The organism is Micromonospora sp. CPCC 205558 (assembly GCF_036902955.1).
In the GTDB taxonomy this organism is placed as follows: Bacteria; Actinomycetota; Actinomycetes; order Mycobacteriales; family Micromonosporaceae; genus Micromonospora.
Window position 1 is genome coordinate 178,926 of the sequence record NZ_JBAKHR010000008.1, and the last position, 22,156, is coordinate 201,081.

The 22,156-nt window shown below is 70.4% G+C and carries 28 protein-coding genes; 13 read left to right on the forward strand and 15 right to left on the reverse strand.

Annotated elements, in window-relative coordinates:
• Position 1: 1 nt before the first annotated feature.
• Positions 2 to 1,048 (reverse strand): carbohydrate ABC transporter permease, encoded by a 1,047-nt coding sequence (locus V6U86_RS11895; RefSeq protein ID WP_334501972.1) that lies wholly within the window; start codon positions 1,046 to 1,048, stop codon positions 2 to 4.
• A gap of 66 nt (positions 1,049 to 1,114) precedes the next feature.
• Entirely contained in the window at positions 1,115 to 2,458 is a 1,344-nt protein-coding gene (locus V6U86_RS11900) for an ABC transporter substrate-binding protein (RefSeq protein ID WP_334501974.1), read from the reverse strand.
• Positions 2,459 to 2,708: 250 nt separating this feature from the next.
• Between V6U86_RS11900 and V6U86_RS11905 the strand changes: the two genes are divergently transcribed.
• The gene (locus V6U86_RS11905; protein ID WP_334501976.1) at positions 2,709 to 3,482 is read left to right on the forward strand and encodes a peptidoglycan DD-metalloendopeptidase family protein; all 774 of its coding nucleotides are present in this window, start codon (positions 2,709 to 2,711) and stop codon (positions 3,480 to 3,482) included.
• 52 nt (positions 3,483 to 3,534) lie between these two features.
• On the opposite strand, the gene V6U86_RS11910 is transcribed toward V6U86_RS11905, so the two are convergent.
• The 5 genes from V6U86_RS11910 to V6U86_RS11930 form a co-directional block, all read right to left on the reverse strand.
• Positions 3,535 to 4,029: a TspO/MBR family protein gene (locus V6U86_RS11910; RefSeq protein ID WP_334501977.1), complete on the reverse strand. Its 495-nt coding sequence runs from the start codon at positions 4,027 to 4,029 to the stop codon at positions 3,535 to 3,537.
• A gap of 136 nt (positions 4,030 to 4,165) precedes the next feature.
• Positions 4,166 to 4,309 carry a GPGG-motif small membrane protein gene (locus V6U86_RS11915; RefSeq protein WP_007464364.1) on the reverse strand — a complete coding sequence of 48 codons (144 nt, stop codon included), beginning with the start codon at positions 4,307 to 4,309 and terminating at the stop codon, positions 4,166 to 4,168.
• Complete coding sequence (locus V6U86_RS11920) at positions 4,300 to 5,076, reverse strand: metallophosphoesterase family protein (protein ID WP_334502008.1); 777 nt, start codon at positions 5,074 to 5,076, stop codon at positions 4,300 to 4,302. Before V6U86_RS11920 ends, V6U86_RS11915 begins: the two co-directional genes overlap by 10 nt.
• 10 nt (positions 5,077 to 5,086) lie before the next feature.
• Positions 5,087 to 5,362: a hypothetical protein gene (locus V6U86_RS11925; protein WP_334502010.1), complete on the reverse strand. Its 276-nt coding sequence runs from the start codon at positions 5,360 to 5,362 to the stop codon at positions 5,087 to 5,089.
• Complete coding sequence (locus tag V6U86_RS11930; protein WP_334502013.1) at positions 5,359 to 5,943, reverse strand: nucleotidyltransferase family protein; 585 nt, start codon at positions 5,941 to 5,943, stop codon at positions 5,359 to 5,361. The genes V6U86_RS11925 and V6U86_RS11930 overlap by 4 nt, the downstream gene beginning before the upstream one ends.
• 162 nt (positions 5,944 to 6,105) lie before the next feature.
• Between V6U86_RS11930 and V6U86_RS11935 the strand changes: the two genes are divergently transcribed.
• Positions 6,106 to 6,792: a dTMP kinase gene (locus tag V6U86_RS11935; RefSeq protein WP_334502016.1), complete on the forward strand. Its 687-nt coding sequence runs from the start codon at positions 6,106 to 6,108 to the stop codon at positions 6,790 to 6,792.
• On the opposite strand, the gene V6U86_RS11940 is transcribed toward V6U86_RS11935, so the two are convergent.
• Positions 6,777 to 7,469, reverse strand: coding sequence for an SDR family NAD(P)-dependent oxidoreductase (locus V6U86_RS11940; RefSeq protein ID WP_334502019.1), 693 nt, complete (start codon positions 7,467 to 7,469; stop codon positions 6,777 to 6,779). The two genes, V6U86_RS11935 and V6U86_RS11940, sit on opposite strands and share 16 nt — an antisense overlap.
• 181 nt (positions 7,470 to 7,650) lie before the next feature.
• Between V6U86_RS11940 and V6U86_RS11945 the strand changes: the two genes are divergently transcribed.
• The 4 genes from V6U86_RS11945 (at position 7,651) to V6U86_RS11960 (ending at position 11,961) form a co-directional block, all read left to right on the forward strand.
• Positions 7,651 to 8,667 (forward strand): NAD-dependent epimerase/dehydratase family protein, encoded by a 1,017-nt coding sequence (locus tag V6U86_RS11945; RefSeq protein WP_334502021.1) that lies wholly within the window; start codon positions 7,651 to 7,653, stop codon positions 8,665 to 8,667.
• Positions 8,668 to 8,741: 74 nt separating this feature from the next.
• Positions 8,742 to 9,656, forward strand: coding sequence for a MurR/RpiR family transcriptional regulator (locus V6U86_RS11950; RefSeq protein ID WP_030488123.1), 915 nt, complete (start codon positions 8,742 to 8,744; stop codon positions 9,654 to 9,656).
• A complete protein-coding gene (murQ, locus tag V6U86_RS11955; protein ID WP_334502025.1) occupies positions 9,653 to 10,594 on the forward strand; it encodes an N-acetylmuramic acid 6-phosphate etherase in 942 nt (313 codons plus the stop codon). The genes V6U86_RS11950 and murQ overlap by 4 nt, the downstream gene beginning before the upstream one ends.
• A 377-nt stretch (positions 10,595 to 10,971) precedes the next feature.
• Positions 10,972 to 11,961: a sigma-70 family RNA polymerase sigma factor gene (locus V6U86_RS11960; RefSeq protein WP_334502028.1), complete on the forward strand. Its 990-nt coding sequence runs from the start codon at positions 10,972 to 10,974 to the stop codon at positions 11,959 to 11,961.
• A 72-nt stretch (positions 11,962 to 12,033) separates the two neighbouring features.
• Here the strand turns inward: V6U86_RS11960 and V6U86_RS11965 are convergent, their stop codons facing one another.
• The gene (locus V6U86_RS11965) at positions 12,034 to 13,011 is read right to left on the reverse strand and encodes a C40 family peptidase (RefSeq protein WP_334502031.1); all 978 of its coding nucleotides are present in this window, start codon (positions 13,009 to 13,011) and stop codon (positions 12,034 to 12,036) included.
• A 500-nt stretch (positions 13,012 to 13,511) separates the two neighbouring features.
• Between V6U86_RS11965 and V6U86_RS11970 the strand changes: the two genes are divergently transcribed.
• Positions 13,512 to 14,033, forward strand: a complete 522-nt coding sequence (locus V6U86_RS11970; protein WP_334502033.1) for a DUF6232 family protein — start codon at positions 13,512 to 13,514, stop codon at positions 14,031 to 14,033.
• 100 nt (positions 14,034 to 14,133) lie between these two features.
• Here V6U86_RS11970 and V6U86_RS11975 read toward each other — a convergent pair whose 3' ends face one another.
• Both V6U86_RS11975 and V6U86_RS11980 read right to left on the reverse strand, forming a co-directional pair.
• Complete coding sequence (locus V6U86_RS11975) at positions 14,134 to 14,469, reverse strand: DUF3817 domain-containing protein (RefSeq protein WP_334502035.1); 336 nt, start codon at positions 14,467 to 14,469, stop codon at positions 14,134 to 14,136.
• Between the two features lie 25 nt (positions 14,470 to 14,494).
• Positions 14,495 to 14,917 (reverse strand): hypothetical protein, encoded by a 423-nt coding sequence (locus tag V6U86_RS11980; protein ID WP_334502038.1) that lies wholly within the window; start codon positions 14,915 to 14,917, stop codon positions 14,495 to 14,497.
• Between the two features lie 131 nt (positions 14,918 to 15,048).
• Between V6U86_RS11980 and V6U86_RS11985 the strand changes: the two genes are divergently transcribed.
• The 3 genes from V6U86_RS11985 to V6U86_RS11995 are packed head-to-tail and all read left to right on the forward strand — an operon-like array spanning position 15,049 to position 16,323.
• Entirely contained in the window at positions 15,049 to 15,390 is a 342-nt protein-coding gene (locus tag V6U86_RS11985; RefSeq protein ID WP_425271473.1) for a DUF6158 family protein, read from the forward strand.
• Positions 15,390 to 15,728: an SRPBCC family protein gene (locus tag V6U86_RS11990; RefSeq protein ID WP_210784555.1), complete on the forward strand. Its 339-nt coding sequence runs from the start codon at positions 15,390 to 15,392 to the stop codon at positions 15,726 to 15,728. The genes V6U86_RS11985 and V6U86_RS11990 overlap by 1 nt, the downstream gene beginning before the upstream one ends.
• Before the next feature lie 55 nt (positions 15,729 to 15,783).
• Positions 15,784 to 16,323 (forward strand): DUF1360 domain-containing protein, encoded by a 540-nt coding sequence (locus V6U86_RS11995; protein ID WP_184177957.1) that lies wholly within the window; start codon positions 15,784 to 15,786, stop codon positions 16,321 to 16,323.
• A gap of 57 nt (positions 16,324 to 16,380) precedes the next feature.
• On the opposite strand, the gene V6U86_RS12000 is transcribed toward V6U86_RS11995, so the two are convergent.
• The 3 genes from V6U86_RS12000 to V6U86_RS12010 form a co-directional block, all read right to left on the reverse strand.
• A complete protein-coding gene (locus tag V6U86_RS12000) occupies positions 16,381 to 16,575 on the reverse strand; it encodes a hypothetical protein (protein WP_053653058.1) in 195 nt (64 codons plus the stop codon).
• Between the two features lie 48 nt (positions 16,576 to 16,623).
• Positions 16,624 to 16,857: a hypothetical protein gene (locus tag V6U86_RS12005; RefSeq protein ID WP_442934928.1), complete on the reverse strand. Its 234-nt coding sequence runs from the start codon at positions 16,855 to 16,857 to the stop codon at positions 16,624 to 16,626.
• Between the two features lie 252 nt (positions 16,858 to 17,109).
• On the reverse strand, positions 17,110 to 18,204 hold the full coding sequence (locus V6U86_RS12010; RefSeq protein WP_334502059.1) for a 3-deoxy-7-phosphoheptulonate synthase: 1,095 nt from the start codon (positions 18,202 to 18,204) through the stop codon (positions 17,110 to 17,112).
• A 273-nt stretch (positions 18,205 to 18,477) separates the two neighbouring features.
• Here V6U86_RS12010 and V6U86_RS12015 point away from each other — a divergent pair, with 273 nt between their 5' ends.
• A complete protein-coding gene (locus tag V6U86_RS12015) occupies positions 18,478 to 18,696 on the forward strand; it encodes a hypothetical protein (RefSeq protein ID WP_334502061.1) in 219 nt (72 codons plus the stop codon).
• Here V6U86_RS12015 and V6U86_RS12020 read toward each other — a convergent pair.
• Entirely contained in the window at positions 18,663 to 19,400 is a 738-nt protein-coding gene (locus tag V6U86_RS12020) for a phosphodiesterase (RefSeq protein ID WP_334502064.1), read from the reverse strand. The genes V6U86_RS12015 and V6U86_RS12020 overlap by 34 nt on opposite strands.
• A gap of 103 nt (positions 19,401 to 19,503) precedes the next feature.
• Here V6U86_RS12020 and V6U86_RS12025 point away from each other — a divergent pair, with 103 nt between their 5' ends.
• Entirely contained in the window at positions 19,504 to 20,793 is a 1,290-nt protein-coding gene (locus V6U86_RS12025; RefSeq protein ID WP_334502066.1) for a M16 family metallopeptidase, read from the forward strand.
• The gene (locus tag V6U86_RS12030; RefSeq protein ID WP_334502068.1) at positions 20,790 to 22,127 is read left to right on the forward strand and encodes a M16 family metallopeptidase; all 1,338 of its coding nucleotides are present in this window, start codon (positions 20,790 to 20,792) and stop codon (positions 22,125 to 22,127) included. Before V6U86_RS12025 ends, V6U86_RS12030 begins: the two co-directional genes overlap by 4 nt.
• The last annotated feature ends 29 nt before the right edge of the window (positions 22,128 to 22,156 follow it).

The following is a 22,156-nucleotide window of genomic DNA, read 5'->3' on the forward strand; positions in this document are numbered from 1 at the left end:
CTCAGCCCTCCCGCTGCTGACGGAGGTTGCGGATCTGGTAGATCACGATCGGAATGACCAGGACGAAGAGGAAGACCGCAAGCGCGGAGCCCTGGCCGCTCTGGCCGTACCGGAAGGCCTGGTTGTACATCTCGTTCGCGATCACGCTGGTGTCGTAGTTGCCGTTGGTCGTGGTCCGGACGATGTCGAAGACCTTGAGCGTGGCGATCGAGAGGGTCACCACCACCACGATCACCGCCGGTCGGATGGTCGGCATGGTGATCTGCCAGTACATCTGCCACGGGTTGACGCCGTCGAGTCGGGCGGCCTCCACGATGTCGGCGGGGATCGCCTTGATCGCGGCGGAGAGCACCACCATGGCGAAGCCGGCCTGGATCCAGATCATGATGACGATCAGCAGCAGCGTGTTCATCGGTGATTCCAGCAGCCACTGCTTCGGCTCACCGCCGAGGCTGACCACGATCTGGTTGAGCAGGCCGATCTGGTCGCCTTCGCCACGGTAGGCGTAGACGAACTTCCAGATGATGCTCGCGCCGACGAACGAGATCGCCATCGGCAGGAAGATCAGCGACTTGGCGACGGCCTCGAACCGGACCTTGTCCACCAGGATGGCGTAGATCAGACCGAAGCCGGTCGCCACCAGCGGGACCAGGATCACCCAGATCAGGCTGTTGGTCAGCACCCGGATGATCGAGCTTTCGGAGAACATCCAGCTGTAGTTGGCCAGGCCCACCCACTCGTTGCTGTCCTTGTCCATCAGGGAGAGCAACATGGTGCGGATGGCCGGCACGACCAGCCCGATGGTGAGCAGCAGCACCGTCGGCAGCATGAAGAAGAGCGCGAAGAGCCCTTCCCGTTGCTTCGAGCGCCGGGGGAGCGGGGTGCCGCTGGCGGACGCGGCGACGAGCTGCGCCTCCCGTCGGCGGGCGAACCAGGCCGGCACCACGTCGAGAAGCAGGAGCAGACCGCCCACCACCGCGACGAAAGCGATCAGCCCGTACATCAGCATGAGGAACTTCGGCTGCTCCTCAGCGAAGTCGAACTCCATCGACCCTCCCAGGTCCAGATCCGTCGGTGGGCCGGCCCGCGGGTGCGGACCGGCCCACCGCTCAGATCACTTCCAGCTGCTCTCGATGCCCTGGAGCACCGTCGCGGTGTCCTTGCCGTTGATCCACTCGACCATGCCCTTCCAGAACGTCCCCGCGCCGACCGCGGCCGGCATCAGGTCGGATCCGTCGAAGCGGAAGACGCCCGTCTTGTCCTGCAGGATCTGGACGGAGAGCTTGTCGATCGGGCTGGCGACGTTGGCGATGTCCAGCTTGTTGTTCGCCGTGACCCAGTTGCCGAGCTTCGCGCGGCTGTTGACGTACTCAGCCGAGGCGAGGTAGGTCTGCACCGCCTGCACCTCGGGGCGGTCGGCGAAGCCGACGACGAACTCGCCCGCGCCGAGCACCGGCTTGCCCTTGGCGGTGTCGATGGCCGGGAAGTAGAACGCGAACGCGTCGCCGTCCTCGGCCACCTTGGTGCCCTCGGGGAACTGGTTGGCGTAGAACGACGCCTGCCGGTGCATGGCGCACTTGCCGGTGGTGACCGGCAGGCCGGCCTCACCGAAGGCGGTGGTGCCGATGCTCTTCACCCCGCCGAAGCCGCCGTTCATGTACTTCTCGTTCTTGAGGATCGTGCCGGCCCGGTTGACCGCGTCGACGATCCGCGGGTCGTTGAACGGGATGGCGTGGGTGGTCCACTGGTCGTAGACCTCGGGGCCCTGCGTACGCAGGATCACGTCCTCGATCCAGTCGGTGGCCGGCCAACCGGTGGCGTCACCGGACTCGATGCCGGCGCACCACGGCTTGATGCCGGTCGCCGCGATCGTGTCGCTGAGCTTGATCATGTCGTCCCAACTGGTGGGGACCGTCCAGCCCTTCTCCTTGAAGAGCTTCGGCGAGTACCAGACGAAGGACTTCACGTTGGCGCCGAGCGGCACACCGTAGAGGGTGCCGTTGACGGTGCCGTACTTCAGCCAGTCGGCCGGCATGTTCTGCTCGGCCATCGTCTTGGTGTCGGCGCCGAGGGACTTCAGCTTGCTGGCGTCGGCGAACCGCTTGACCAGGCCCGGCTGGGGCACGAAGGCCAGGTCGGGCGCGTTGCCGCCGTCGACCCGGACCGGGAGCTGCGCCTCGAACTCGGCGTTGCCCTCGTAGTCGATCTCGATGCCGGTGCAGTCCTCGAACGTCTTCCAGGAGTTCCTGAGCAGGTCGGCCTCGGCGTCACGGATGGACGCGTAGATGGAGACCTTCTTGCCGTCGTGGCCCTCGTACTTGTCGTATGCGGCGCACTCCGCGGAGCCTGCTTTGCTGCTCTTCTTGTCGTCGCCGGTACCGCAGGCGGTGGCGCTGAGCGCCAGCCCGAGTACACCGGCGATCACGAAGGCCTGGCGTGGTCTGGTAAAGACCGCCATGCCGTCCTCCTTCCTAGCCGGCGCGGTCGTGCTGGTGACCCGTCGCCGGTCCGATTGGGCGTGCACACATGTAAGCGCTTGCATCCGGCCGGGTCCACCCCCTGTCAGACACGAGCGAGTAACAATCCGGAAACCTGCAGGCTGCCTGGTGGGCGCGCTGGCGGGGCATGCGGCGGGCTCTTTCGAAGATTGACGATATCTGTCAGGCTGAGCGCAACAGATTGAAGGTTTTCAACATAGGAGGAGCTGTATGCGAAAGCGGTGGATCAGCCTGCTGGTGACGGGTCTCTTGGTCGGGGGCGCGCTGGCACCGGCGACACCCGCGCTGGCCGCGCCAACCTTCAGGGTGCCGTTCCCGTGCGGGCAGACCTGGTCCGGGCAGACGCGGTCGGACCACAGCCCGGCATACGCGGTCGACTTCAACCGCACCAACGACTCCGGCGACCCGGTGGTCGCCAGCGCCCCCGGCACCGTCGACCGGGTCACCGACCTCGGCGGCACCAGCTACGGCAAATACGTCCGAATCGACCACGGGGGCGGTTACAGCACCTATTACGCGCACCTCAGCGGCTTCAACGTCTCGGTCGGGCAGACGGTCGGGTACGGCAAGGTGATCGGCTGGGTCGGCAGCACCGGGGGATCGACCGGCCCACACCTGCACTACGAGCAGCGCCTCAACGGCTCAGACATCCAGGTCCGCTTCAACGGCAGCCTCGCGCTCTACTGGGGCACCAAGAGCTACACCAGTGGCAACGGATGCTCCTCGGGCAGCGGCAACGGCACTGTCAACACCAGCGGCACGCCGCTGACCGTCCGCTCCGGCCCCGGCACCGGGTACGCCTCGGTGGGCACCGTCGCCGACGGCACCCGGGTGACCATCGCCTGCCAGACCAGTGGCACGAGCGTCACCGGCACCTACGGCACCAGCACGATCTGGGACCGGATCGGCTCCGGCCGCTTCATCGCCGACGCGTACGTCTACACCGGTTACGACGGCTACATCCCCAACGTCCCCCGCTGCTGACCAGGGAACGACAGCGTCCCCGGCGGGCGCTCGCCCGCCGGGGACCGCCCGGTCAATTGTTCAGCTGCCAGATCGACAGGTTCAACGCGGCGGCGAAGGTGACCCAGGCCCAGTACGGCAGCAGCAGCCCCGCCGCCACCCGGGACACCCGGGAGAACAGCAGCACCGTCAGGCCGATCGCCAGCCACATCAGCACGATCTCGGCGAACGCCAGCCCGTAGCGCCCCGCGCCGAAGAAGAGCGGGGTCCAGATCGCGTTGAGCACCAGTTGGGCGGTCCACGCCCAGAGGGCGGGGGAGAAGCCGACCCGCCGCCACACCAGCCAGCCGGCCACCGCGATCAGCGCGTACAGCAGCGACCAGACCGGGCCGAACAGCCAGGACGGCGGCGCCCAGCCGGGTTGTCGCAGACTCGCGTACTCGTCGGTGGTGCCCTGTACGCCCAGCCCGCCGATCGCGGCCGCGACGACGACCGCCACGGCGAAGCCGGCGAGGGCCCACCAGGCGCGCCGGCCGGACGTCACCCGCGCGCCGTGAGATGTCTCCATGGTCGAGAGGTTTCCTGCCTGGTGCGCTTCAAAACACCAAAAAGCGCCGGGATCGCTGCGGCCAGTGCTCCTGTCGGGAGGACGAAGCTCCGGTCGCGGCGACCCCGGCGGGTCCCGGTGTTACGGCTGACGAGCGCTAATTGAAGATGCTGACGCCACCCGGGCCGACCAACAGCCCGACGACGATGAGGACGATGCCCCACAGGATCTGCCGGCGGAAAAGCGCGAGGATGCCGGCGACCACGAGTACGACTGCGAGAATCCAGAGAATCAGCTCCATGACCTCTGACTACCCGACTGGCCGATCGGGGAAACCTGGTCGGTGTCGAGTTGATCGCCAACGTGAAAGACGCTGTACGCCTGCTTGATCACCGGGTGCGCGACGTTGCGGACGCGTACCCCTCCGGGGGTCGTGCCGCGCTCGGTGCCGGCGTGCGCGTGCCCGTGCACGGCCAGCGCCGTGGGTGCCGAGTCGATCGCCTGCCCCAGCTGGTACGACCCGAGGAACGGGTAGATCTCCAACGGTTCGCCGGCGAGCGTGTCCGGCACCGGCGAGTAGTGGGTGAGCGCGACCAGCATGTCGCAGTCCAGCGAGCGCAGCGCCGCACCGAGTCGGTCCGCGCTGTCGGTGGTGGTGCGCACGAACGCCTTCATCTCCGGCTCGCCGAAGTCACTCGCGCACCGACCGGCGAATCCGCCGCCGAAGCCCTTCACGCCGGCGATGCCGAGCCGACCACCCGCGCAGTCCAGCACGACGCCGTTGCCCTCCAGCACTGTGATGCCCGCGTCCTGGAGCACCTTGACCACCTGTGGCACCTGGTCACACTGGTGGTCGTGGTTGCCCAGCACGGTCACCACCGGTACGGCCAACCCACCGAACTCCTCGGCCACGCAGCGCGCCTCGGCCTCGGTGCCGTGCCGGGTCAGGTCCCCGGCCAGCAGCAGCACATCGGCGCACTCCGGCAGCTCCTCCAACGCCGGTCGGAATCGGCCGACCACGTCCTCGTCCAGATGCACGTCACCCACGGCGGCGATCCGGATCACCATGGAACCTCCCTCAGGGCAGTTGCTCGATCTCCGTGGGCGCCTGGGCGCGGATCACCCCGATGTCGCTGGTGATCGGCACGTCCGGGAAGCGCTCGGACACCAGACGCAGGATCTCCTCCCGCCGGTGCGGGCTCTCCACCTCGCCGTAGAGCACGAGGGCGCGTTCCCGTCGAATCACGGTGATCCCCTGTTCGGCGACGGCGGGATCCTCGACGAGCAACCGCTGGATCTCCGCTTCGACGTACTCGTCCGGTGGCGCGGCGCCGATGTCGCGATTGTGGGTCACGATGTCCCCTCTCCTGGCTGGGTGCCGGCGGCCGACACCACCTCCAGCCGGTCCAGCAGCACCAGGAACGCCTCGGCGTACGGCGAGTGCTGCGTCTCCTTGCGTACCCGTTCCCAGTCGATCTGCTCCCGCAGCGAGCGGGCCAGCGGCAGACCGCGGGCGAAGTCGCAGTAGTGCTGGGAGAAGCTCAGCAGTTTGTGCACCATCAGCTGGGTGGCGGACAGCACCGGCATGTGAATCGCGTCCACCGGCCGGATGACGGTGTCGGCGAACGTCTCCTCGGTCACCGGTGTCTCGATCGGCCGGTGGATGAGGTCCACCATCCGGCCGTCGTCGAAGACCTTCACCAGCCAGTCCTCCGGTGGGCGCTCGGCGACGAAACCGGCGGCCACCAGAGCCTCCAGCGCCTGTTCCACGTCGGCCTCGCGGATCAGGAAGTCGACGTCGTGATCACTGGAGTGCCCACCGTGGGCGTAGACGGCGAAGCTGCCGCCCAGTGCGAACGGAATCTCGGACTGCTTGAGCACGGCGGCGACCTTCTTGAGGGTGTGCACCAGACTCTCGTCCCCGCGCTCAGCCATCTGTTTCCTCCGTCGTCGTGTTGGTGGACCGGCGGTTGGATCTCAGTCCGGTACCCGGCAAACCGGTCGGCCACACCTGCCGGTGTCGCGGTTGGGTGCCAACAGGGATGAAGCATGACAAACCACGCGGACTAGGTGCGCGGGTCGGATAATCTGTGGAGAGTGGCCAGATCATCGGGGACGCGACGACGCCCGGCCCGATTGCGCACCGTCGCCCTGATCGGCATCGACGGTTCGGGCAAGACCACTCAGGCACACCGGCTGGCCGACGCGCTGACCGCCGCCGGGCGACCCGCCACCTACCGCCGCAACGCCAGTGGCCGGCGCTGGCTCGGCCGGCTCGCCCAGCGGCTCGGCCGGCCGGACGCACAGCGGCTCGTCGGGCGCGACGGGGTGCTGGCCGTGGAGTCGGTGCTGCGCTGGCTCGCCATCGCGATGGCCCTGCTCAGCTGTCTGCTCACCGGCCGGACGGCGGTGATGGACCGCTACTCGGCCTGCCAGTACGCGAGCATTCGGGCGCACGGCGGGCAGCGCTGGGAGCGGCTCGCTCGGGCCGGCTACCGACTGTTCCCGACCCCGCAGGTGACCTTCCTGCTCGCCGTCGACCCGGCGGAGGCGTACCGGCGCATCGAGGAACGCGGCACCGACCACGAGACGATGGGGTGGCTGACCGCCGCCGACACCGCCTATCGGGCACTGCCCGAATACCCCAGCTTCGTGCTGGTGGACGCGGGTCGCCCCGCCGCGGAGGTGACCGAGCAGATTCAGGCGCACCTGGAGACCTGGCTGCCGCCGTCCAAGCCGGCCGGGGATGACCTCGGCCCGGTGGTGGCTCAGGCCCGCCCGTAGACCGGAACGGTCGCGCCACTGGTCGGGGCGGACTCGGCCGACGCGAGGAACCGGATCACCGGCGCGATCTCGTCCGGTGTCACCCACCGGGAATGGTCGGCGTCGGGCTGGGCCGCCCGGTTCGCCGGAGTGTCGATGACGCTGGGCAGCACGGTGTTGCAGCGCACGTTGTGCGACCGGTACTCCACCGCGACCGCGTTGGCGAAGGCCAGCACCGCCGCCTTGGCCGTCGAGTAGCCGGCCGCGCCCCGGAACGGGGCAACCGCCGCGCGGGCCGAGACGCAGACCACCGCGCCGCCGCCGGATGCCACCAGGTGCGGCAGCGCGGCCTGGGTGACCAGGTAGGTCGGCCGCAGGTTGACGGTGAGCATCCGCTCGAACTCCTCGACCGGGGTCTCGTGCACCAGCCCGCCGCTGGCGTACCCCCCGACCAGGTTGACCACCGCGCGCAGCGGCGCCGCCGGTTCTCCGACGCTGGCCTCGACCGCCCGCGCCACACCCGCCGGGTCGGCCAGGTCCGCGACGACCCGGAGCAGTCCGGCCGCCGCCGGCGCCGACCCGGGTCGGGCTTTCCGCTCCGGTACGACCACCCGCCAGCCCGCCTCGACGAATGCGGTGACCACCGCCCCGCCAAGCCCCCCGGACCCGCCAGTCACCAAAACGCTGCCCTCAGCCATACCCCTCACGCTAGTCCCCACCCCGTCCCCACCCCGCCCTCTCCGTTGATCATGAAGTTATTGCCGTGACACGCCGATCTGAGTGGCAACAACTTCATGATCGCCGTCTGCCGTGGGGGGCGCTGTCTGCCGTGGGCAGAGTGGTTCGGTGGTTTGGGTGTTGGGGGCGCAGGATCGGCGCATGCGGATCCTGATTCTTGGTGGCACCCGGTTTCTGGGCCGGGCGACGGCCCGGCTCGCCGTCGAGCAGGGTCACGAGGTGACCTGTGTGGCCCGGGGCGTGTCCGGCGCGGTGCCGGCCGGGGCGCGGTTCGTGGCGGCCGACCGCGATGATCCGGAGGCGCTCGTCCCGCTCGCCGACGCCGGCTTCGACGCGGTGATCGACGTGACCCGCCAGGTCAGTCACGCCCGGCACGCGCTCTCCGCCCTTGCCGACCAGGTGGGCCACTGGTCGTTCGTGTCGACGATCTCGGTGTACGCGGACAACACCACCCCCGGCCAGACCGCCGCTGACGCACCGGTGTTGCCGGCCGCCCCGGCGGACGTGGACGCTCCGGTCGGCCCGGAACACCGCTGGTACGGCGAGTGCAAGGTAAGCATCGAGCAGGCGGTCCGGGAGCGGATGGGGGTGGACCGTTCGTTCATCTGCCGGGCCGGGCTGCTCGTCGGCGCCGAGGATCCGAGCGACCGCTTTCCGTACTGGGTGCGGCGGCTGTCGGTCGGTGGAGAGGTGCTCGCGCCCGGACGGCCGACCGACAGGGTGCAGTTCGTGGACGTCGCCGATCTGGCGGGTTGGTTGCTGCACGCCGCCGGCACCCGGCTGGGCGGCACGTACGACGGCGTCGGGCCCGCGATGACACGGGCGGACCTACTGGCCGGGGTCGCTGCCGGGCTGGACGTGCCAGAGCCCGTCCTGACCTGGGTCGATCAGGAGTTCCTGGTGTCGCACGACGTTCGCGAGTGGTCAGGGGAGCGGGCACTGCCGCTCTGGGTGCGACTACCGGAGTTCGGCGGCCTGATGGACCGCGACGCCCGACCGGCTCTCGACGCCGGGCTGGCGGTCCGTCCGTTGCCGGACACCGTTCGGGCGACCGCCTCCTGGATGGCGGCGCATCCGGCCGCCGTACGGCAGGGTGGTCTCGACCCGGCGGATGAGGCGGTGGTCCTTCGGGAGTGGCAGGCTGTCCGGGACCGGTGATCCCGGCCGTCGACAATTTTCCCTACCGGACAGTCATGGTTGACGGTCACGCTTGGTGAAAGTAAGTTTCACCCGTGGCGAAGAGTCCGAAGATTTCTGCGAGTCACGAGCCCGGTGGGCTGATCGTCCACATCAGCGGGTTGTTGCCGTCGCTGTCGCCCGCCGAGCAGCGGGTCGCCCGGCTGGTCGTCTCCGACCCGGCGGCCGCCGCCCGGCGGACAATCACCGACCTCGCCACCGCAGCCGAGACGTCGGAGGCGACCGTCATCCGGTTCTGCCGATCGGTCGGCATGGACGGTTACCCCCAACTGCGCATTCGCCTCGCCGCCGAGGCCGCCCGACGGATCGAGCCGCCGGACGCCCGAGTAGTCGGTGGTGACATCCCGCCCGGTGCCGACCTCGCCCAGATCATCGCCACCATCGCGTTCAACGACGCCCGCGCCGTCGAGGAGACTGCCGAGCAACTCGACCCCGCCGTCTGCGAGCAGGTGGTCGAGGCGATCAGCGGCGCCGGTCGGATCGACATCTACGGTGCCGGCGCCAGCGGGTTCGTCGCCTCGGACTTTCAGCAGAAGCTGCACCGCATCGGCCGGATCGCCTTCTACTTCCCGGACGTGCACACCGCGTTGACCTCGGCCGCTCTCCTCGGTCGGGGAGACGTGGCGATCGGCATCTCGCACACCGGCACCACCTCCGACGTGATCGAGGTGCTGGAGCAGGCCCGTACCCGCGGTGCCGCGACCGTGGCGCTGACGAACTTCCCGCGTTCTCCGATCACCGACGTGGCGGACTTCGTGTTGACCACGGCGGCCCGGGAGACCACCTACCGCTCCGGCGCGACAGCCAGCCGGCTGGCCCAGCTCACCGTGGTCGACTGCCTCTTCGTCGGGGTGGCCGCCCGCAACCGGGCCCGGGCCCGCAAGGCCCTGGAGGCGACCGCCGAGGCGGTCCAGTCGCACCGGGTAGGTGCCAACCGGAGGCGGGCATGACGGCCGGTGCGGAGATGCCCGCACCACCCGCTCGGCCGACGGTCCGAGTGGGTGCTCCCACCGAACGGCGTAACCCGCTCAGCGTCGACCTGGACCTGATGTCGACCCGGGACGTGCTCACCGTGATCAACGAGGCGGACCGGCGGGTGCCGGCGGCGGTCGCCGCGGTGCTCGACGAGATCGCCACCACCGTCGACCTGGCGGTCGAGGCGCTCCGCGGGGGCCACCGGGTGCACTACTTCGGGGCCGGCACCTCCGGCCGACTGGGCGTGCTCGACGCGGCCGAATTGGCCCCGACCTTCAACTCGCCCCGCCACTGGTTCTGCGCGCACCTCGCGGGAGGCCCGGACGCCATGTGGCGGGCCGTGGAGGACGCCGAGGACGATGACCGGGGCGGCGCGGTCGAAGCGGCCAGTTGTGTACGTGCCGGGGACCTGGTGGTTGGTCTGGCAGCCAGCGGACGCACGCCGTACGTCCTCGGGGCGCTTGCCGCAGCCGGCGCCAAGGGCGCATCGACGGTGCTGCTCTGCGCCAATCCGGAGGCCGAGGCCGCCCGGTCGGTCGACGTCTTCATCGGCGTGGACACCGGACCCGAGGTGGTCACCGGGTCGACCCGGATGAAGGCGGGCACCGCACAGAAGTTGGTGCTCAACACGTTCTCAACCGCCGTCATGGTGCGGCTGGGGCGGGTCTACTCAAACCTCATGATCGACATGGTGGCCACCAACGCGAAACTCCGCGGCCGAATGATCTCGATTCTGATCGAGGCCACCGGCTGCTCGGAGGAACTCTCCCGGCAGGCCCTCAGCCAGGCCGACGGCGACCTGAAGACCGCGCTCGTCTCCCTCGTCTCGGGCGCTGAAGTCGACGCCGCCCGGGCCGCGTTGGCCCGCTCGGCCGACCAGGTGCGCGGCGCCCTCGCCCTGCTCGCCTCCTAGCGCCGCCCGCCCCGGGAAGCGAACGGGGCCTCGGATTGTTCATCTGGCCGGGGGGTAATAACACCCCGTGGATGAACCGACCGGTCCACCGGTGCGTGTCTGGCAGTGAGCAGGATCGCATCGTGGTGGTGACCCGGGTCGCTGTCCCCCCACGGCGGGTGGTGTTGCCATGGTGCGGTAACCCCGTACGTGGTGCCCAATGGTGAGCCATCCGATGGGGTGCTGACAGCAAACATGGACCGTGCTCTCAGCTACTACTCAGGCATTCGTGACACTTTCGACTCACGGCGAGGAATCCCCGACACGTCTCATCTGTTGTGTAGGTGTCAGCACCGATGGGCACAGCAGAAGTTACCAGGGGCTGACAGGCGTGGGAAATGGCAAGGAACCGGGCAACCGGCGCGAGCGAGGGGACCGTGGGCAACGTGGACAAGAACATCGGCATGCGAACCGACGAGGTTGCCGAGGAGCGCGACCTGGTCGGCGTCTACCTGCACGAGATCTCCCGGACGCCACTGCTGGACGCCGCCAAGGAGGTCGATCTCTCCAAGGCGATCGAGGCCGGCCTCTACGCCGAGCACCTGCTCGGTGAGGAAGCCGTTCCCGCCGGTGTCGACCGGGCCGACCTGGAGTGGCTGGTCGTCGAGGGGGACCGGGCGAAGGATCTCTTCATCCGTGCCAACCTCCGGCTGGTCGTGTCGATCGCCCGGCGCTACGTGCGCTCGGGGATGCCCATGCTGGACCTGATCCAGGAGGGCAACACCGGCCTCGTCCGGGCGGTCGAGAAGTTCGACTACGAGCGCGGCTACAAGTTCTCCACCTACGCCACCTGGTGGATCCGGCAGGCGATCAGCCGGGCGATCGCCCAGCAGGAGCGCACCGTCCGTCTCCCGGTGCACCTGGTGGAGGACGTCAACCGGATGCGCAACGTGGCCCGGCAGCTCACCCGTGAACTGGGCAGCGACCCGGAGCCGGAGCAGATCGCCACCGCCCTCGGCGTCACCGTCGAGCGGGTGAACGAGCTGCGCCGCTGGTCGCAGGACACCGTTTCGCTGGACACCCCGGTGGGTGACGACGGCGACACGAACCTGGGCGACCTGGTCGCCGACAGCGACGCGCCGTCGCCCGAGGACATCGTGCTCAGCGGTCTGGAGCGGCAGCGCATCGAGGGGCTGCTCAACCACCTCGACGACCGGTCCGCCGGCATCATGCGGGCCCGCTACGGGCTGGAGGACGGCCGGGAGCACTCGCTCACCGAGGTCGCGTCCCGGTTCTCGCTGTCCCGCGAGCGAATCCGCCAGTTGGAGATCCAGGCCCTCGGCCGGCTTCGTGAGCTGGCCCGGGCCGAAGGGCTGCAGGCAGCCTGACCTGGTAGTAATGACGGCGAACGGCCGGCGTCCGATAGGGGGACGCCGCCCGTTCCCCGTTGCCGGGCGTGGTTAGCGAACCCGGCCGTAACCCTGGATGGACATCATGTTCATGCCGCGCTTGAGCACGTTGCGACCGGCGCTGGGCGCGTCGATCACCTGGCCGTCGCCGACGTACAGGGCGACGTGCCCGAGCCCGCTGTAGAAGACCAGGTCGCCGGGGCGTAGGTCGCTTCGCCCGATGTGGGCGACAGCATTCCACTGCATCCGGGTGTTGTGCGGCAGGGACCTTCCGGCCGCCCGCCAGGCCGCCGAGGTCAGCCCGGAACAGTCGTAGCCGTTCGGCCCGTCGGCTGCCCAGACGTACGGCTTGCCGATCGCGCCGAACGCGTAGCGCACCGCCGTGCCGGCAGCACCGGAGACGGCGGGCACGTTCTTGGCCTCGGTTTTCGCCGCCCCGGGCTCGGGTCGCTCAGTGGCGGCCCCGTACGCCTGCCGGCGCAGCTCGTACAGCTTGGCCAGATCCTGCTCGATCTTCTTCTTGCCCGCGGCGAGCTGGCGAGCCTGCGCGGCCTGCCGGGCCAGCGTGGCGTCCAGACCGGCCTTCTCGTCGAGCAGTCGCTGCTGATTGGCCGTGAAGCCGGAAATGCTCTCCTGCCGCTGGCGGGTCAACTGCTCGATCGCGCCGAGCCGGTCCAGCAGGGTTGCCGAGCCGCCGGGACGCAGCAGGGCGTCCGCGGTGCGCAGGCTGCCACTCTTGTACGCGGTGGAGGCCAGCTTGGCAACATCGGCTCGGCTCTGCTCGACCTGCTGCTCGAGCGGGCCGATGCGGGTCTGTAATCGGGCCACGGCGGCCTCGTTGGTCTTGATCTCCTCACGCAGTTTGTTGTACGACTCGACGACCCGCTCCAACTCGGCCGAGGACGTCTCGATCCGGCTGGTCAGCTCGGCGGGGGACGGCTCGGCCTGGGCCACCGCCGTCGGGGCGATCAGCGCGGCCGACATGCCGACCAGCGCCACGGTGCGCAGCAGATTTCTCAGGGATGACAAGAGCGGAAGGCCCCTCTCCCACGGCCGCCGGGGCTGCTGACGCCCTCGACGACACCGGCCGGGGCCATCCGGGCGGACGGCACTGGGCCGGACCGGCTCGCCCAACCTAACCCGGGACGGATGTCGCTCGCAGTTGAAGCAGGGGCGAAAGTTGGGAGAGTTGCCCGTCGTGCCCCTGTGTCCGGTGGCGTCATCGTGGCTGATGACGCCTACGAACGAGGGAACATCGCCCTTTTCGCAGGTTGTTGACGGATATACGACTTTCGTCGTTCCCGGCGTATGCCGCCGGATTCCTGGCTGCCATAACCGATAAAACCTGAAATGGATGCTGTTTCTCGGCGATGTCACCCGGTCGGGGGGACCTGTCGGGAGCCCGTAAATGCCCAGGTCGACTGGCACCAGCGCAACACAATGAAGGCCGGAGCCGGGAATCCCGTCGACAGGTAGCGATGACTGTCAGTGGCGGTCCGCTCGGCCAACCGTCCCCTGCGGGAGGAACCGTGAATCGTGAAGGCGCAAAGACGCGACCGCCGCGAACGGTGCCGGGCGCCCGGTCGACGCTGCTGTACGCGCGACCCGGCATCATCGTGACCGTCGACCGGTTCACCGTCGGTCGGAACACCTACCGGGTCGCCGACCTGACCCATCTACGTACCACCCGGGGTCCGCACGACCGGATCGCCGTCCGGGCCGTCGTCATCACCGCCAGCATGCTCGGCGGTGTGGGGGTCCTCCTCGGCTTCACCGGCGGTCTGCAACGCCTCACCGCCGAGGCGTACCTGATCCTCGGCGCGGTGTTCCTGCTCCCGGCCGCCCTTGCCCTGGTCGGTGATCGCTGGCGGCCACCGCCCCACGAGCTGTGGGGGTGGTACCAGGGAACGGAGGTGCTGCTGTTCAGCGCCGACGACGAACGGCAGTTCGGCCAGGTCACCCGGTCGCTGCTGCGGGCCCGGGAGGTCAACCGCTACGGCGGTTGGGTCGACCCGTTGGCCTCAGCGGACCCGTGGCGACCCAACCGGTGATTCGGTCGGCCTGGGGACCGGTCTGCTGTTCGTGGTACTGAAGGACAAGGACAGCTGGGCCTGAGGGCACGCCGAAATTGGAAACCAATGGCGCGACAGGTCAGGCAGTACGGCTGGCGACGGTCTCCGGAGTGCGCTCCGTCGGTCGGGTCAGCCACCCGCTGACCCGGCGCTCGGCGTAGAACGAGACGAAGGGCACCGTGCCGGCCAGCATCACCAGCAGCATCCGCTTCAGCGGCCAGTCGGCTCGCCGGCTCAGGTCGAACGCGGCCACCAGGTAGATCATGTAGAGGAAGCCGTGCGCCGGCCCGATCGTCTCCACGACGACCGGGTTGTCGAACGCGTACTTCAGCGGCATGCCGACCACGACCAGCAGGATCAGCACCACGCCCACGATCCAGGCGATCACGCGGTACCGGGTAAGGGCAGCGCCCACCTTCGTCCGTCCTTCCGAGCCCGGCTCAGCCGGGATAGTCACCGGGCCGGGCGCCCGGATTGGCGTTCAACCATGACAGGTAGCGGTTGTAGGCGGCCAGGTCGGTGTCCTCGACGGCATCACCGCTCGCCGCCACGCGGGACACCCGCACCGGCCGGCGTACGACCGGTCGGGACCCGGTGGTGACCTCCGGTGCCGGCTCGACGACCGGATCCGCGGGCGGCGCGTCGGCCTCCACCTCCCGGCGGCGGGCCAGCTTCACCTCGCGCCACCACACGTAGACCACGAAGCCGGCGAAGATCGGCCACTCGACCGCGTACCCCCAGCTCAGGCTGTTGCCGGCGGTGGCCCGGCTGATCTGCCACCAGCCCAGCCCGAGGAAGCTCACAACCAGCACGACCATGGCCACGTGGCGCGCGATCCACGCCGGAGTCCAGAGCCGCCTCATGGCATCGAGGGTACCGGGGGCGCTGCCGGTCTCCGACACCGTGTCGTAGTTGACGCCTCGCCGGGTTGGTTTGGCATCACCCCGCCTGGGCAATCGTCTAGACGCCAGCCCAAACGAGATCAAGGGGGGCGATCATGACCGGATCGGTACGTGAAGACGGCTTCGCGTCCAGCGGCGGCGCGGATATGAGCCCGGAGCAGCGGGTGCCCGAGTGGGACGGCGACCAGCTCGCCGACCCGGCCGGCGCTCCCGGTCTCGACGGCGATCTGCTCGGCATCGACCCGACGGAGCTGACCGACGAGGACCTGATCCGCGAGATGCACAGCCTGCACCGCACCCGCCTGGACACCCTGCGGCACGCTGCGGACTCCGCACTCGCCAACCACCTGCGGCGCACCGCGGAGCTGGAAACCGAGTACCTGGCCCGCCACCCGGGTCGCGAGGTCGACCCCAGCCGCCTGCGGGACGCCTGATGCCGGCGCGCGCCGTACGCGGCATGTCCGCGCCGCCCGAGGTGGTCTTCAACACGGCCACCGACCCCGACCGCGCCTCGGCCTGGTTGCCGGAGCCACTGCGTGGCGACGGCAGCCCCGCCGCGGAGATCAGCGGCGAGGAGCTGCGCGCCCGCTGGGGCGACGGCGACGCCGACGACTGGTCCGCCGAGATCCGGGTCGAGCCGGCGGATTCCGGTGGCGCCCGGATCCAGCTGGACCTGGCTGACGGGTCGGGTGGGCCCGGGCCGGACCAGTTGGCCGACGAGGCCCTCACCAACCTGGCCCGCGAGGTCGCCGACAACCTCCAGGCCGGCTGAGCCGGTCACTCGGGACGCCGCTCCCGCCACCACCACGACAAAATGAGGAGATCGGGTGAGCGACACTGGCCTGCGACAGAAGGCGACCCGGCTGCGCCGGGCGTACGCGCCGCATGAACACCGGCCGCTCGGCGGCTACCTGGTGGCGATGGGCGCCTACGCCGGGGTGACCGGGGCTCTCGCCGGCCTGGTCAAGGCGACCGGCCGGCCGGTGCCGGAGCGTCCCGCGCCGTCGGACGTGGTGCTGCTCTCCATCGCCACGCACAAGCTGAGCCGTTTGCTGTCCAAGGACGCGGTGACCAGCCCGCTGCGGGCGCCGTTCACCCGCTACGACCGCCCGATCGGCAGTGGCGAGGTGATGGAGCAGGTCCGCGACTCGGGCAGCCCGACCCGGCACGCCATCGGCGAATTGTTGAGCTGCCCGTTCTGCCTGGCCGTCTGGGTGGCCACCGGGCTGACCGGTGGCCTGGTCCTCGCGCCCCGGCTCACCCGGTTGGTCGCCACCGCGCTGACGGCGGTCGCCGCGTCCGACTTCCTCCAGATGGCGTACGCGACGGCGCAGCAGGCCGCCGAGGGCGGGCACGACGACGACTGACGAGCGGGTACGAAAAAGGGGGCCGGCAGCAACCGGCCCCCTTTTTTCTCGTACGCCTCAGCGCTGCATGCCGGACCAGCCGTGCGGCGACTCCGGCTCCCGTTCGTCCTCGTCGGCCCCGGTGATGATGTCCCGGTCCACCGCCGTCTTGTCGTGCTCGTTGGCGAAGTCCGGCTCGGGTGTGGTGTCCCGCCCCTTCGGGGGTTGACCCAGCGCCGGCACCTTCTCGTCGTGGTCCTCGTGGTGCGTCATGTCGTGTCCCTTCTGCGGTCGCTCACGCGACGGAGCTGGCACCGGCGCTCAGCCGATGGAACCGCCCAGCAGGTCGCTGGCCTCGTCCACCGCGTACTCGCCCTCGGGAAGCGCGTCGATCCGAGCGAGCAGGTCCGGTGGGAGTTCGGCGGCCACCGCCCGGCGGTAGATGTCCGCCTGGGTGACCCGCTCCTGCGCCCGGTAGATGTCGTCGAGGAGGTCGTCGAGGGCCCTGGTGTCCGGCTCGCCGGTCACGGATGCGTCGTCGGTCACGTCGATCAGCTACCCCGGGCGGAATCGGTCAAACGGAGTTGGGGGTTGAGCGGCACAGACAGCGCCGCCCCCGGCCTTGTGGGCCGGGGGCGGCGCTGGTGTCGGTGTGCAGGTCGCCTCTCGGCGAGTGGCACTGCGCGGCTCCAGCCGGACGGTATTCCGCGAAGGCTATTTAGGTGAGGCCCGGGGACACTGGACACACCGACACCCCAGTCAACGAGCCGACCCCCGCTCGTGTTCCGTGCCTCGTGGTGTCGGCGGTCACACCGCCGTCGGCAGAGTGGCCCGCCGGGCCCGCACCGCCGAGGCGAGGTGGTCGAGGACCTCGGCGGTGTCGTCCCAGCCGAGGCAGGCGTCAGTGACCGACCGGCCGTACTCCAGCTCCCGGGTCGGGTCGAGCTCCTGCCGGCCGGGCAGCAGGAACGACTCCAGCATCACACCGGTGATCCCACGCTGGCCGGCGGCCAGCTGCGCGGCCACGTCCGCGGCGACCAGCGGCTGGTTGCGGTGGTCCTTGCCGCTGTTGGCGTGACTGGCGTCGATCACCAGCCGCTCCGGCAGGTCGGCCGCGCGGAGCAGGTCGAGCGCCCCGGCGACCGACGCGGCGTCGTAGTTGGGCCGGCCGCCCCCGCCGCGCAGCACCAGGTGCCCGTCGGTGTTGCCCCGGGTGTGCATGATCGCCGGGGTGCCGGAGAAGTCGATGCCGGGGAAGACGTGCGGCACCCCGGCGGCGCGGATCGCGTCCACGGCCGTGCCGATGCTGCCGTCCGGGCGGTTCTTCATGCCGATCGGCATGGACAGGCCGGAGGCCAGTTGGCGGTGCACCTGGCTCTCCACGGTGCGGGCGCCGATCGCGCCCCAGGCCACCGTGTCGGCGATGTACTGCGGGGTGATCGGGTCGAGGAACTCGCAACCCACCGGCAGGCCGAGGCGGAGCACGTCGAGCAGCAGCGCCCGAGCCAGCCGCAGGCCGGTGTTGACGTCCCCGCTGCCGTCCAGCCCCGGGTCGTTGATCAGGCCCTTCCAGCCGACCGTGGAGCGTGGCTTCTCGAAGTAGACCCGCATCACGATCAGCAGGTCGTCGGCGAGCCGGTCGGCCGCCGTGCGCAACCGCTGCGCGTAGTCGAGGGCGGCGGCCGGATCATGCACCGAGCAGGGGCCGACCACCACCAGCAGGCGGTCGTCCTCGCGGTCCAGTACGCGCCCGACCGCGCGGCGGCCAGTCAGCACGGCCGACGCGAGCGGTTCGTCCAGGGGCAACTCGTGGTGCAGCAGGGCGGGCGTGGTCAGCGGCACGACACGGTCGATCCGCTGATCGCTGACCCGATCGGTCTCCGGGGTCGTCACGGTGGGCATCCTTTCGCCGACAGTGCCCGGGGCCGGTGCCCGGGACGAGCCGGCTGCTCGTACGCAAAAGGGCAGGAACGATAGCTCCTGCCCAGCCGGCTCGGTCCGTGGTGACGTCAATTCATGGTGAAGTCACCGGCGTGCGAGCCGGCTGCCTAAACCATCGATAGGAACGCGTCACCGGGCCAGCGTACCCGACCGGGCGCGGTCACCCGGCCTGTCGTCCCAAGATGCGGAGCGAACATCGCGTGCCGGGGGTGAGGTCGGGGTAACAGGGGTGCCATGACACACGAGCAGAACGATCAGGACCGGGTGGAGTCCCGCGCACACCACCTCCTGCCCGAGGAGACGGTGGTGGGCAGCGACGACCCGGAGGCGCAGGCCGAGGCCATCCTCACCGAGTCGGACATCCGCGCGGCGGACCAGAACGCCGCCCCGGACACGGTGCTGGAACGTCGTACCTCGGATCAGACCGTGGCCGCTGTCGAACCGCCGGACTGAGCGCTCGCCCCGCGTGCCCGGCGCGACCCCCGGTAGGTCTGGTCGCGCAGCCAGGCCAGCGGACCTGCCAGCCGCAGTTCGGCTGGCAGGTTACGCGCCGGGTCGAACGCGAGCGCGGCATCCTTCTCCGCGCTGAGCTGGGCGCCGAAGCTGACCTGACCGACCAGCCGCCAGGGCCCCACCGCCGACGCGACCGCGAGCACCAGGCGTGGGGTGTCCGTCCGGGTCGCGGCGGTCACCGTGGCCAGGCTGCGACCGAGGTCAGCCGACTCGGGATCGGCCAACGCGGCCAACCAGAGGCGGCGTCGACCCGCGCGGTAGCACATGATCGTGCTGTACGTGCCGGTGAAGCGGCGTCGGGGCAGCGGCAGGTTCCGCAGCACCGGGGCCGCTCCGCTGGAACTGACCAACAGGTCGAACGGCCGGCCGCCGTCGCGGTGCAGGCGCAGCGCGAGGCCCAGAACGTCGGGCCAACTGCCGGGCGTGGGCGTTCCCTTGGAGAGCCGGACGGTGGTCCGGTACCGGCCGGGGTCGTCGAGCAGCGCGACCCCGGTGGGTGGTCCGGGCGTACCCCAGATCACCGTCTCGCCGACGAACGAGCGACCGGCCGGATGCAACAACCGGCCGCGGCGCAGCCGGCCGAGCGCGGTGCTGGCGCGTACGACGGCGGTGGCGGCCCGGGACGGAGGCGGGGTGACGGTCATTCCTCTCCGGTACCCCGCGCGGCGGCCCCGATGCCGTCCGGGTCGGCTCGCCGACCGACGGCACGTCACCTTTCCGCCCGCGAGATCGGATAGCGTCGGGGGCATGCCCGACAGCGGTTACCCCTGGCCCATTCAGACGTCCCGACTGGACAACGGCCTGCGCGTGGTGGTGAGTGAGGATCGCACCGCGCCCGCCGTGGCCGTCAACCTCTGGTACGACGTCGGCTCCCGGCACGAGCCGGCCGGGCAGACCGGTTTCGCCCACCTCTTCGAACACCTGATGTTCGAAGGGTCGGTGAACGTGGCGAAGACCGAGCACATGAAGCTGATCCAGGGCTCCGGCGGCTCACTCAACGCCACCACCAACCCGGACCGGACCAACTACTTCGAGACCGTCCCGGCCGAGCACCTGGAGCTGGCGCTGTGGTTGGAGGCCGACCGGATGGGCGGCCTGGTCCCCGCCCTCACCCAGGAGACGCTGGACAACCAGCGGGACGTGGTCAAGAACGAGCGCCGGCAGCGCTACGAGAACGTCCCGTACGGCGACGCCTGGCTGCGGTTGCTGCCGCTGCTCTACCCGCCGGGGCACCCCTACCACCACGCCACGATCGGCTCGATGGCCGACCTGAACGCCGCCGACCTCGCCACCTTCCAGGCGTTCCACCAGACCTACTACGCGCCGAACAACGCGGTGCTCACCGTCGTCGGTGACGCCACCGCCACCGACGTGTTCGCGCTCGCCGACAAGTACTTCGGCGCGCTGCCCGCCCGCGACGACATCCCGCCGGCACCGGACGGCCGCAGCGTCCCCGCCACCGGGCAGACAGCCGTCGAGTCGGTCAGCGCCGACGTGCCGGCGCCGCGGGTGTACATCGCCCACCGCAGCTACCCGTTCGGCAGCCCGGGGTACAACGTGATCACCGTGCTCGCCACCGTCCTCGGCAGCGGCCGGGGCAGCCGGCTCTACCAGCGCCTCGCCGACGGCGAGAGGATCGCGCAGCCGGACCTGGTCGGGGCGTACGGGGTGGACCTCGCGCACGGCCCGGCACCACTGATCGCCACCGCCACCGCCCGCACCGGAGTGAGCGCCGAGCGGCTGGCCGAAGGGCTGGCCGAGGTCGTCGACGAGCTGGCCACCGTGCCGGTCACCGTCGCCGAGCTGGATCGGGCCAAGGCGTTGCTCAGCACCGGGTGGTGGCGTCAGCTGTCCACGGTCGACGGTCGCGCCGACCTGCTCGGCCGGTACACCACGCAGTTCGGTGACCCGGCCCGGATCGCCGACCAGCTGTCGGCCCTGCTCGCGGTCACCGCCGAGCAGATCGCCGAGGCCGCCGCCGACGTCCTCGCCACCGACCGGGTGACCCTGACCTACCTGCCCGAGGAGACCTCATGACGCTGATCGCCGACCGTCCCGGCCCGGGTGCCGCCCGCCCGTACCGGTTCCCGCCGGTGGTCCGCCGCACCGTGGCCGGTGGTCAGGTCGTCGCCGCGCACCTGCCGGGGCAGAACCTCGCCGTGGCCCTGCTGCTGCTCGACGTGGGCGCGGGCCAGGAGCCGGTCGGCAAGGAAGGCCTGTCCGGTGTGCTGGCCAAGGCGTTGGAGGAGGGGACCGCGCAGCGGGACGCGGCCGCGTACGCGCTCGCCGTCGAAGGGCTCGGCACCGCGTTGTCGACCGGTCTGGACTGGGACTCGTTCCAGGCCAGCGTGGTGATCCCGGTGGACCGGCTGAGTGCGGCCGTCGAGTTGCTCGCCGAGGCGGTCCGGACGCCCCGACTCGACCCCGTCGACGTACGCCGGGTCCGCGACGACGAGGCGACAGCGCTCCGGATGGACTGGGCCAACCCCGGCCCGCGTGCCGACGCCGCGCTGCGCGCCGACCTGTTCGGCGCGCAGAACCGCTGGGGACGGCCGTTGCACGGCGACCCGGAGTCGGTCGCCGGGTTGGACGTGGAGGACGTCACTGTCTTCCACTCCGAGTGGTTCCTGCGCCCCGGCACCCTGGTCGTCGCCGGTGACCTGGACCGGATCGACCTGGACGCCCTGGCCGCCGCGGCGTTCGCCGGCACCGGTGGTGGCCCCGCAGAGCGGCGCGGCCCCATCGAGGTGCCGCTGCACAGCGGTCGGCGGATCATCCTGGTGGACCGGCCCGGCGCGGTGCAGTCCACGCTGCGGCTGGGCCACCCGTCGCCGCACCGGGCGCACCCCGACCACGTGCCGATGACGCTCGCCGGCACGGTGCTCGGCGGGGCGTTCACGTCCCGACTCAACCACCTGCTGCGCGAGGTACGCGGCTACACGTACGGCATCCGGGCTGACTTCGCCGCGTCGCGGCGGTTCGGTCGGTTCGCGGTCAGCTCCAACGTGCAGACGGCGGTCACCGCGCCGGCCCTGGTCGAGGCGGTGGGTGAGATCACCCGTACCCAGGCCAGCGGGGTGACGGAGGACGAGCTCGAGGTGGCCCGCTCCTGGCGGGCCGGGCAGCTCTCGGTCGAGTTGCAGAGCCCTCGGGCGATCGCGTCCGCGCTGACCACCCTGGTGGTGCACGGCCTGCCGGACGACTACCACGCGCGGTTGCGCGAGGCGCTGCTCTCCGCCGACGTGGAGCAGGTCTCCGCAGCGGCAGCCACCCACCTGCACCCGGAGGCCCTGACCCTGGTCATCGAGGGCGACGCCGCGGTGATCCGCAACGACCTCCAAGCCGCCGCCCTAGGCGACCTCCTCCCCTAACCCCCCACCCCCCACCCCCTGGCGCCCCG

Excerpts from the sequence above, each read along its gene's own strand:
- V6U86_RS11895 (WP_334501972.1), bottom strand. The coding sequence starts at position 1,048 with ATGGAGTTCGACTTCGCTGAGGAGCAGCCGAAGTTCCTCATGCTGATG.
- V6U86_RS11960 (WP_334502028.1), top strand. The coding sequence starts at position 10,972 with ATGGCAAGGAACCGGGCAACCGGCGCGAGCGAGGGGACCGTGGGCAAC.
- V6U86_RS12015 (WP_334502061.1), top strand. The coding sequence starts at position 18,478 with ATGACACACGAGCAGAACGATCAGGACCGGGTGGAGTCCCGCGCACAC.
- V6U86_RS11900 (WP_334501974.1), bottom strand. The coding sequence starts at position 2,458 with ATGGCGGTCTTTACCAGACCACGCCAGGCCTTCGTGATCGCCGGTGTA.
- V6U86_RS12010 (WP_334502059.1), bottom strand. The coding sequence starts at position 18,204 with ATGCCCACCGTGACGACCCCGGAGACCGATCGGGTCAGCGATCAGCGG.
- V6U86_RS11980 (WP_334502038.1), bottom strand. The coding sequence starts at position 14,917 with ATGAGGCGGCTCTGGACTCCGGCGTGGATCGCGCGCCACGTGGCCATG.
- V6U86_RS11905 (WP_334501976.1), top strand. The coding sequence starts at position 2,709 with ATGCGAAAGCGGTGGATCAGCCTGCTGGTGACGGGTCTCTTGGTCGGG.
- V6U86_RS11940 (WP_334502019.1), bottom strand. The coding sequence starts at position 7,469 with ATGGCTGAGGGCAGCGTTTTGGTGACTGGCGGGTCCGGGGGGCTTGGC.
- V6U86_RS11920 (WP_334502008.1), bottom strand. The coding sequence starts at position 5,076 with ATGGTGATCCGGATCGCCGCCGTGGGTGACGTGCATCTGGACGAGGAC.
- V6U86_RS11930 (WP_334502013.1), bottom strand. The coding sequence starts at position 5,943 with ATGGCTGAGCGCGGGGACGAGAGTCTGGTGCACACCCTCAAGAAGGTC.
- murQ (WP_334502025.1), top strand. The coding sequence starts at position 9,653 with ATGACGGCCGGTGCGGAGATGCCCGCACCACCCGCTCGGCCGACGGTC.
- V6U86_RS11990 (WP_210784555.1), top strand. The coding sequence starts at position 15,390 with ATGCCGGCGCGCGCCGTACGCGGCATGTCCGCGCCGCCCGAGGTGGTC.
- V6U86_RS11945 (WP_334502021.1), top strand. The coding sequence starts at position 7,651 with ATGCGGATCCTGATTCTTGGTGGCACCCGGTTTCTGGGCCGGGCGACG.
- V6U86_RS12025 (WP_334502066.1), top strand. The coding sequence starts at position 19,504 with ATGCCCGACAGCGGTTACCCCTGGCCCATTCAGACGTCCCGACTGGAC.
- V6U86_RS11915 (WP_007464364.1), bottom strand. The coding sequence starts at position 4,309 with ATGGAGCTGATTCTCTGGATTCTCGCAGTCGTACTCGTGGTCGCCGGC.
- V6U86_RS12020 (WP_334502064.1), bottom strand. The coding sequence starts at position 19,400 with ATGACCGTCACCCCGCCTCCGTCCCGGGCCGCCACCGCCGTCGTACGC.
- V6U86_RS12000 (WP_053653058.1), bottom strand. The coding sequence starts at position 16,575 with ATGACGCACCACGAGGACCACGACGAGAAGGTGCCGGCGCTGGGTCAA.
- V6U86_RS11910 (WP_334501977.1), bottom strand. The coding sequence starts at position 4,029 with ATGGAGACATCTCACGGCGCGCGGGTGACGTCCGGCCGGCGCGCCTGG.
- V6U86_RS12030 (WP_334502068.1), top strand. The coding sequence starts at position 20,790 with ATGACGCTGATCGCCGACCGTCCCGGCCCGGGTGCCGCCCGCCCGTAC.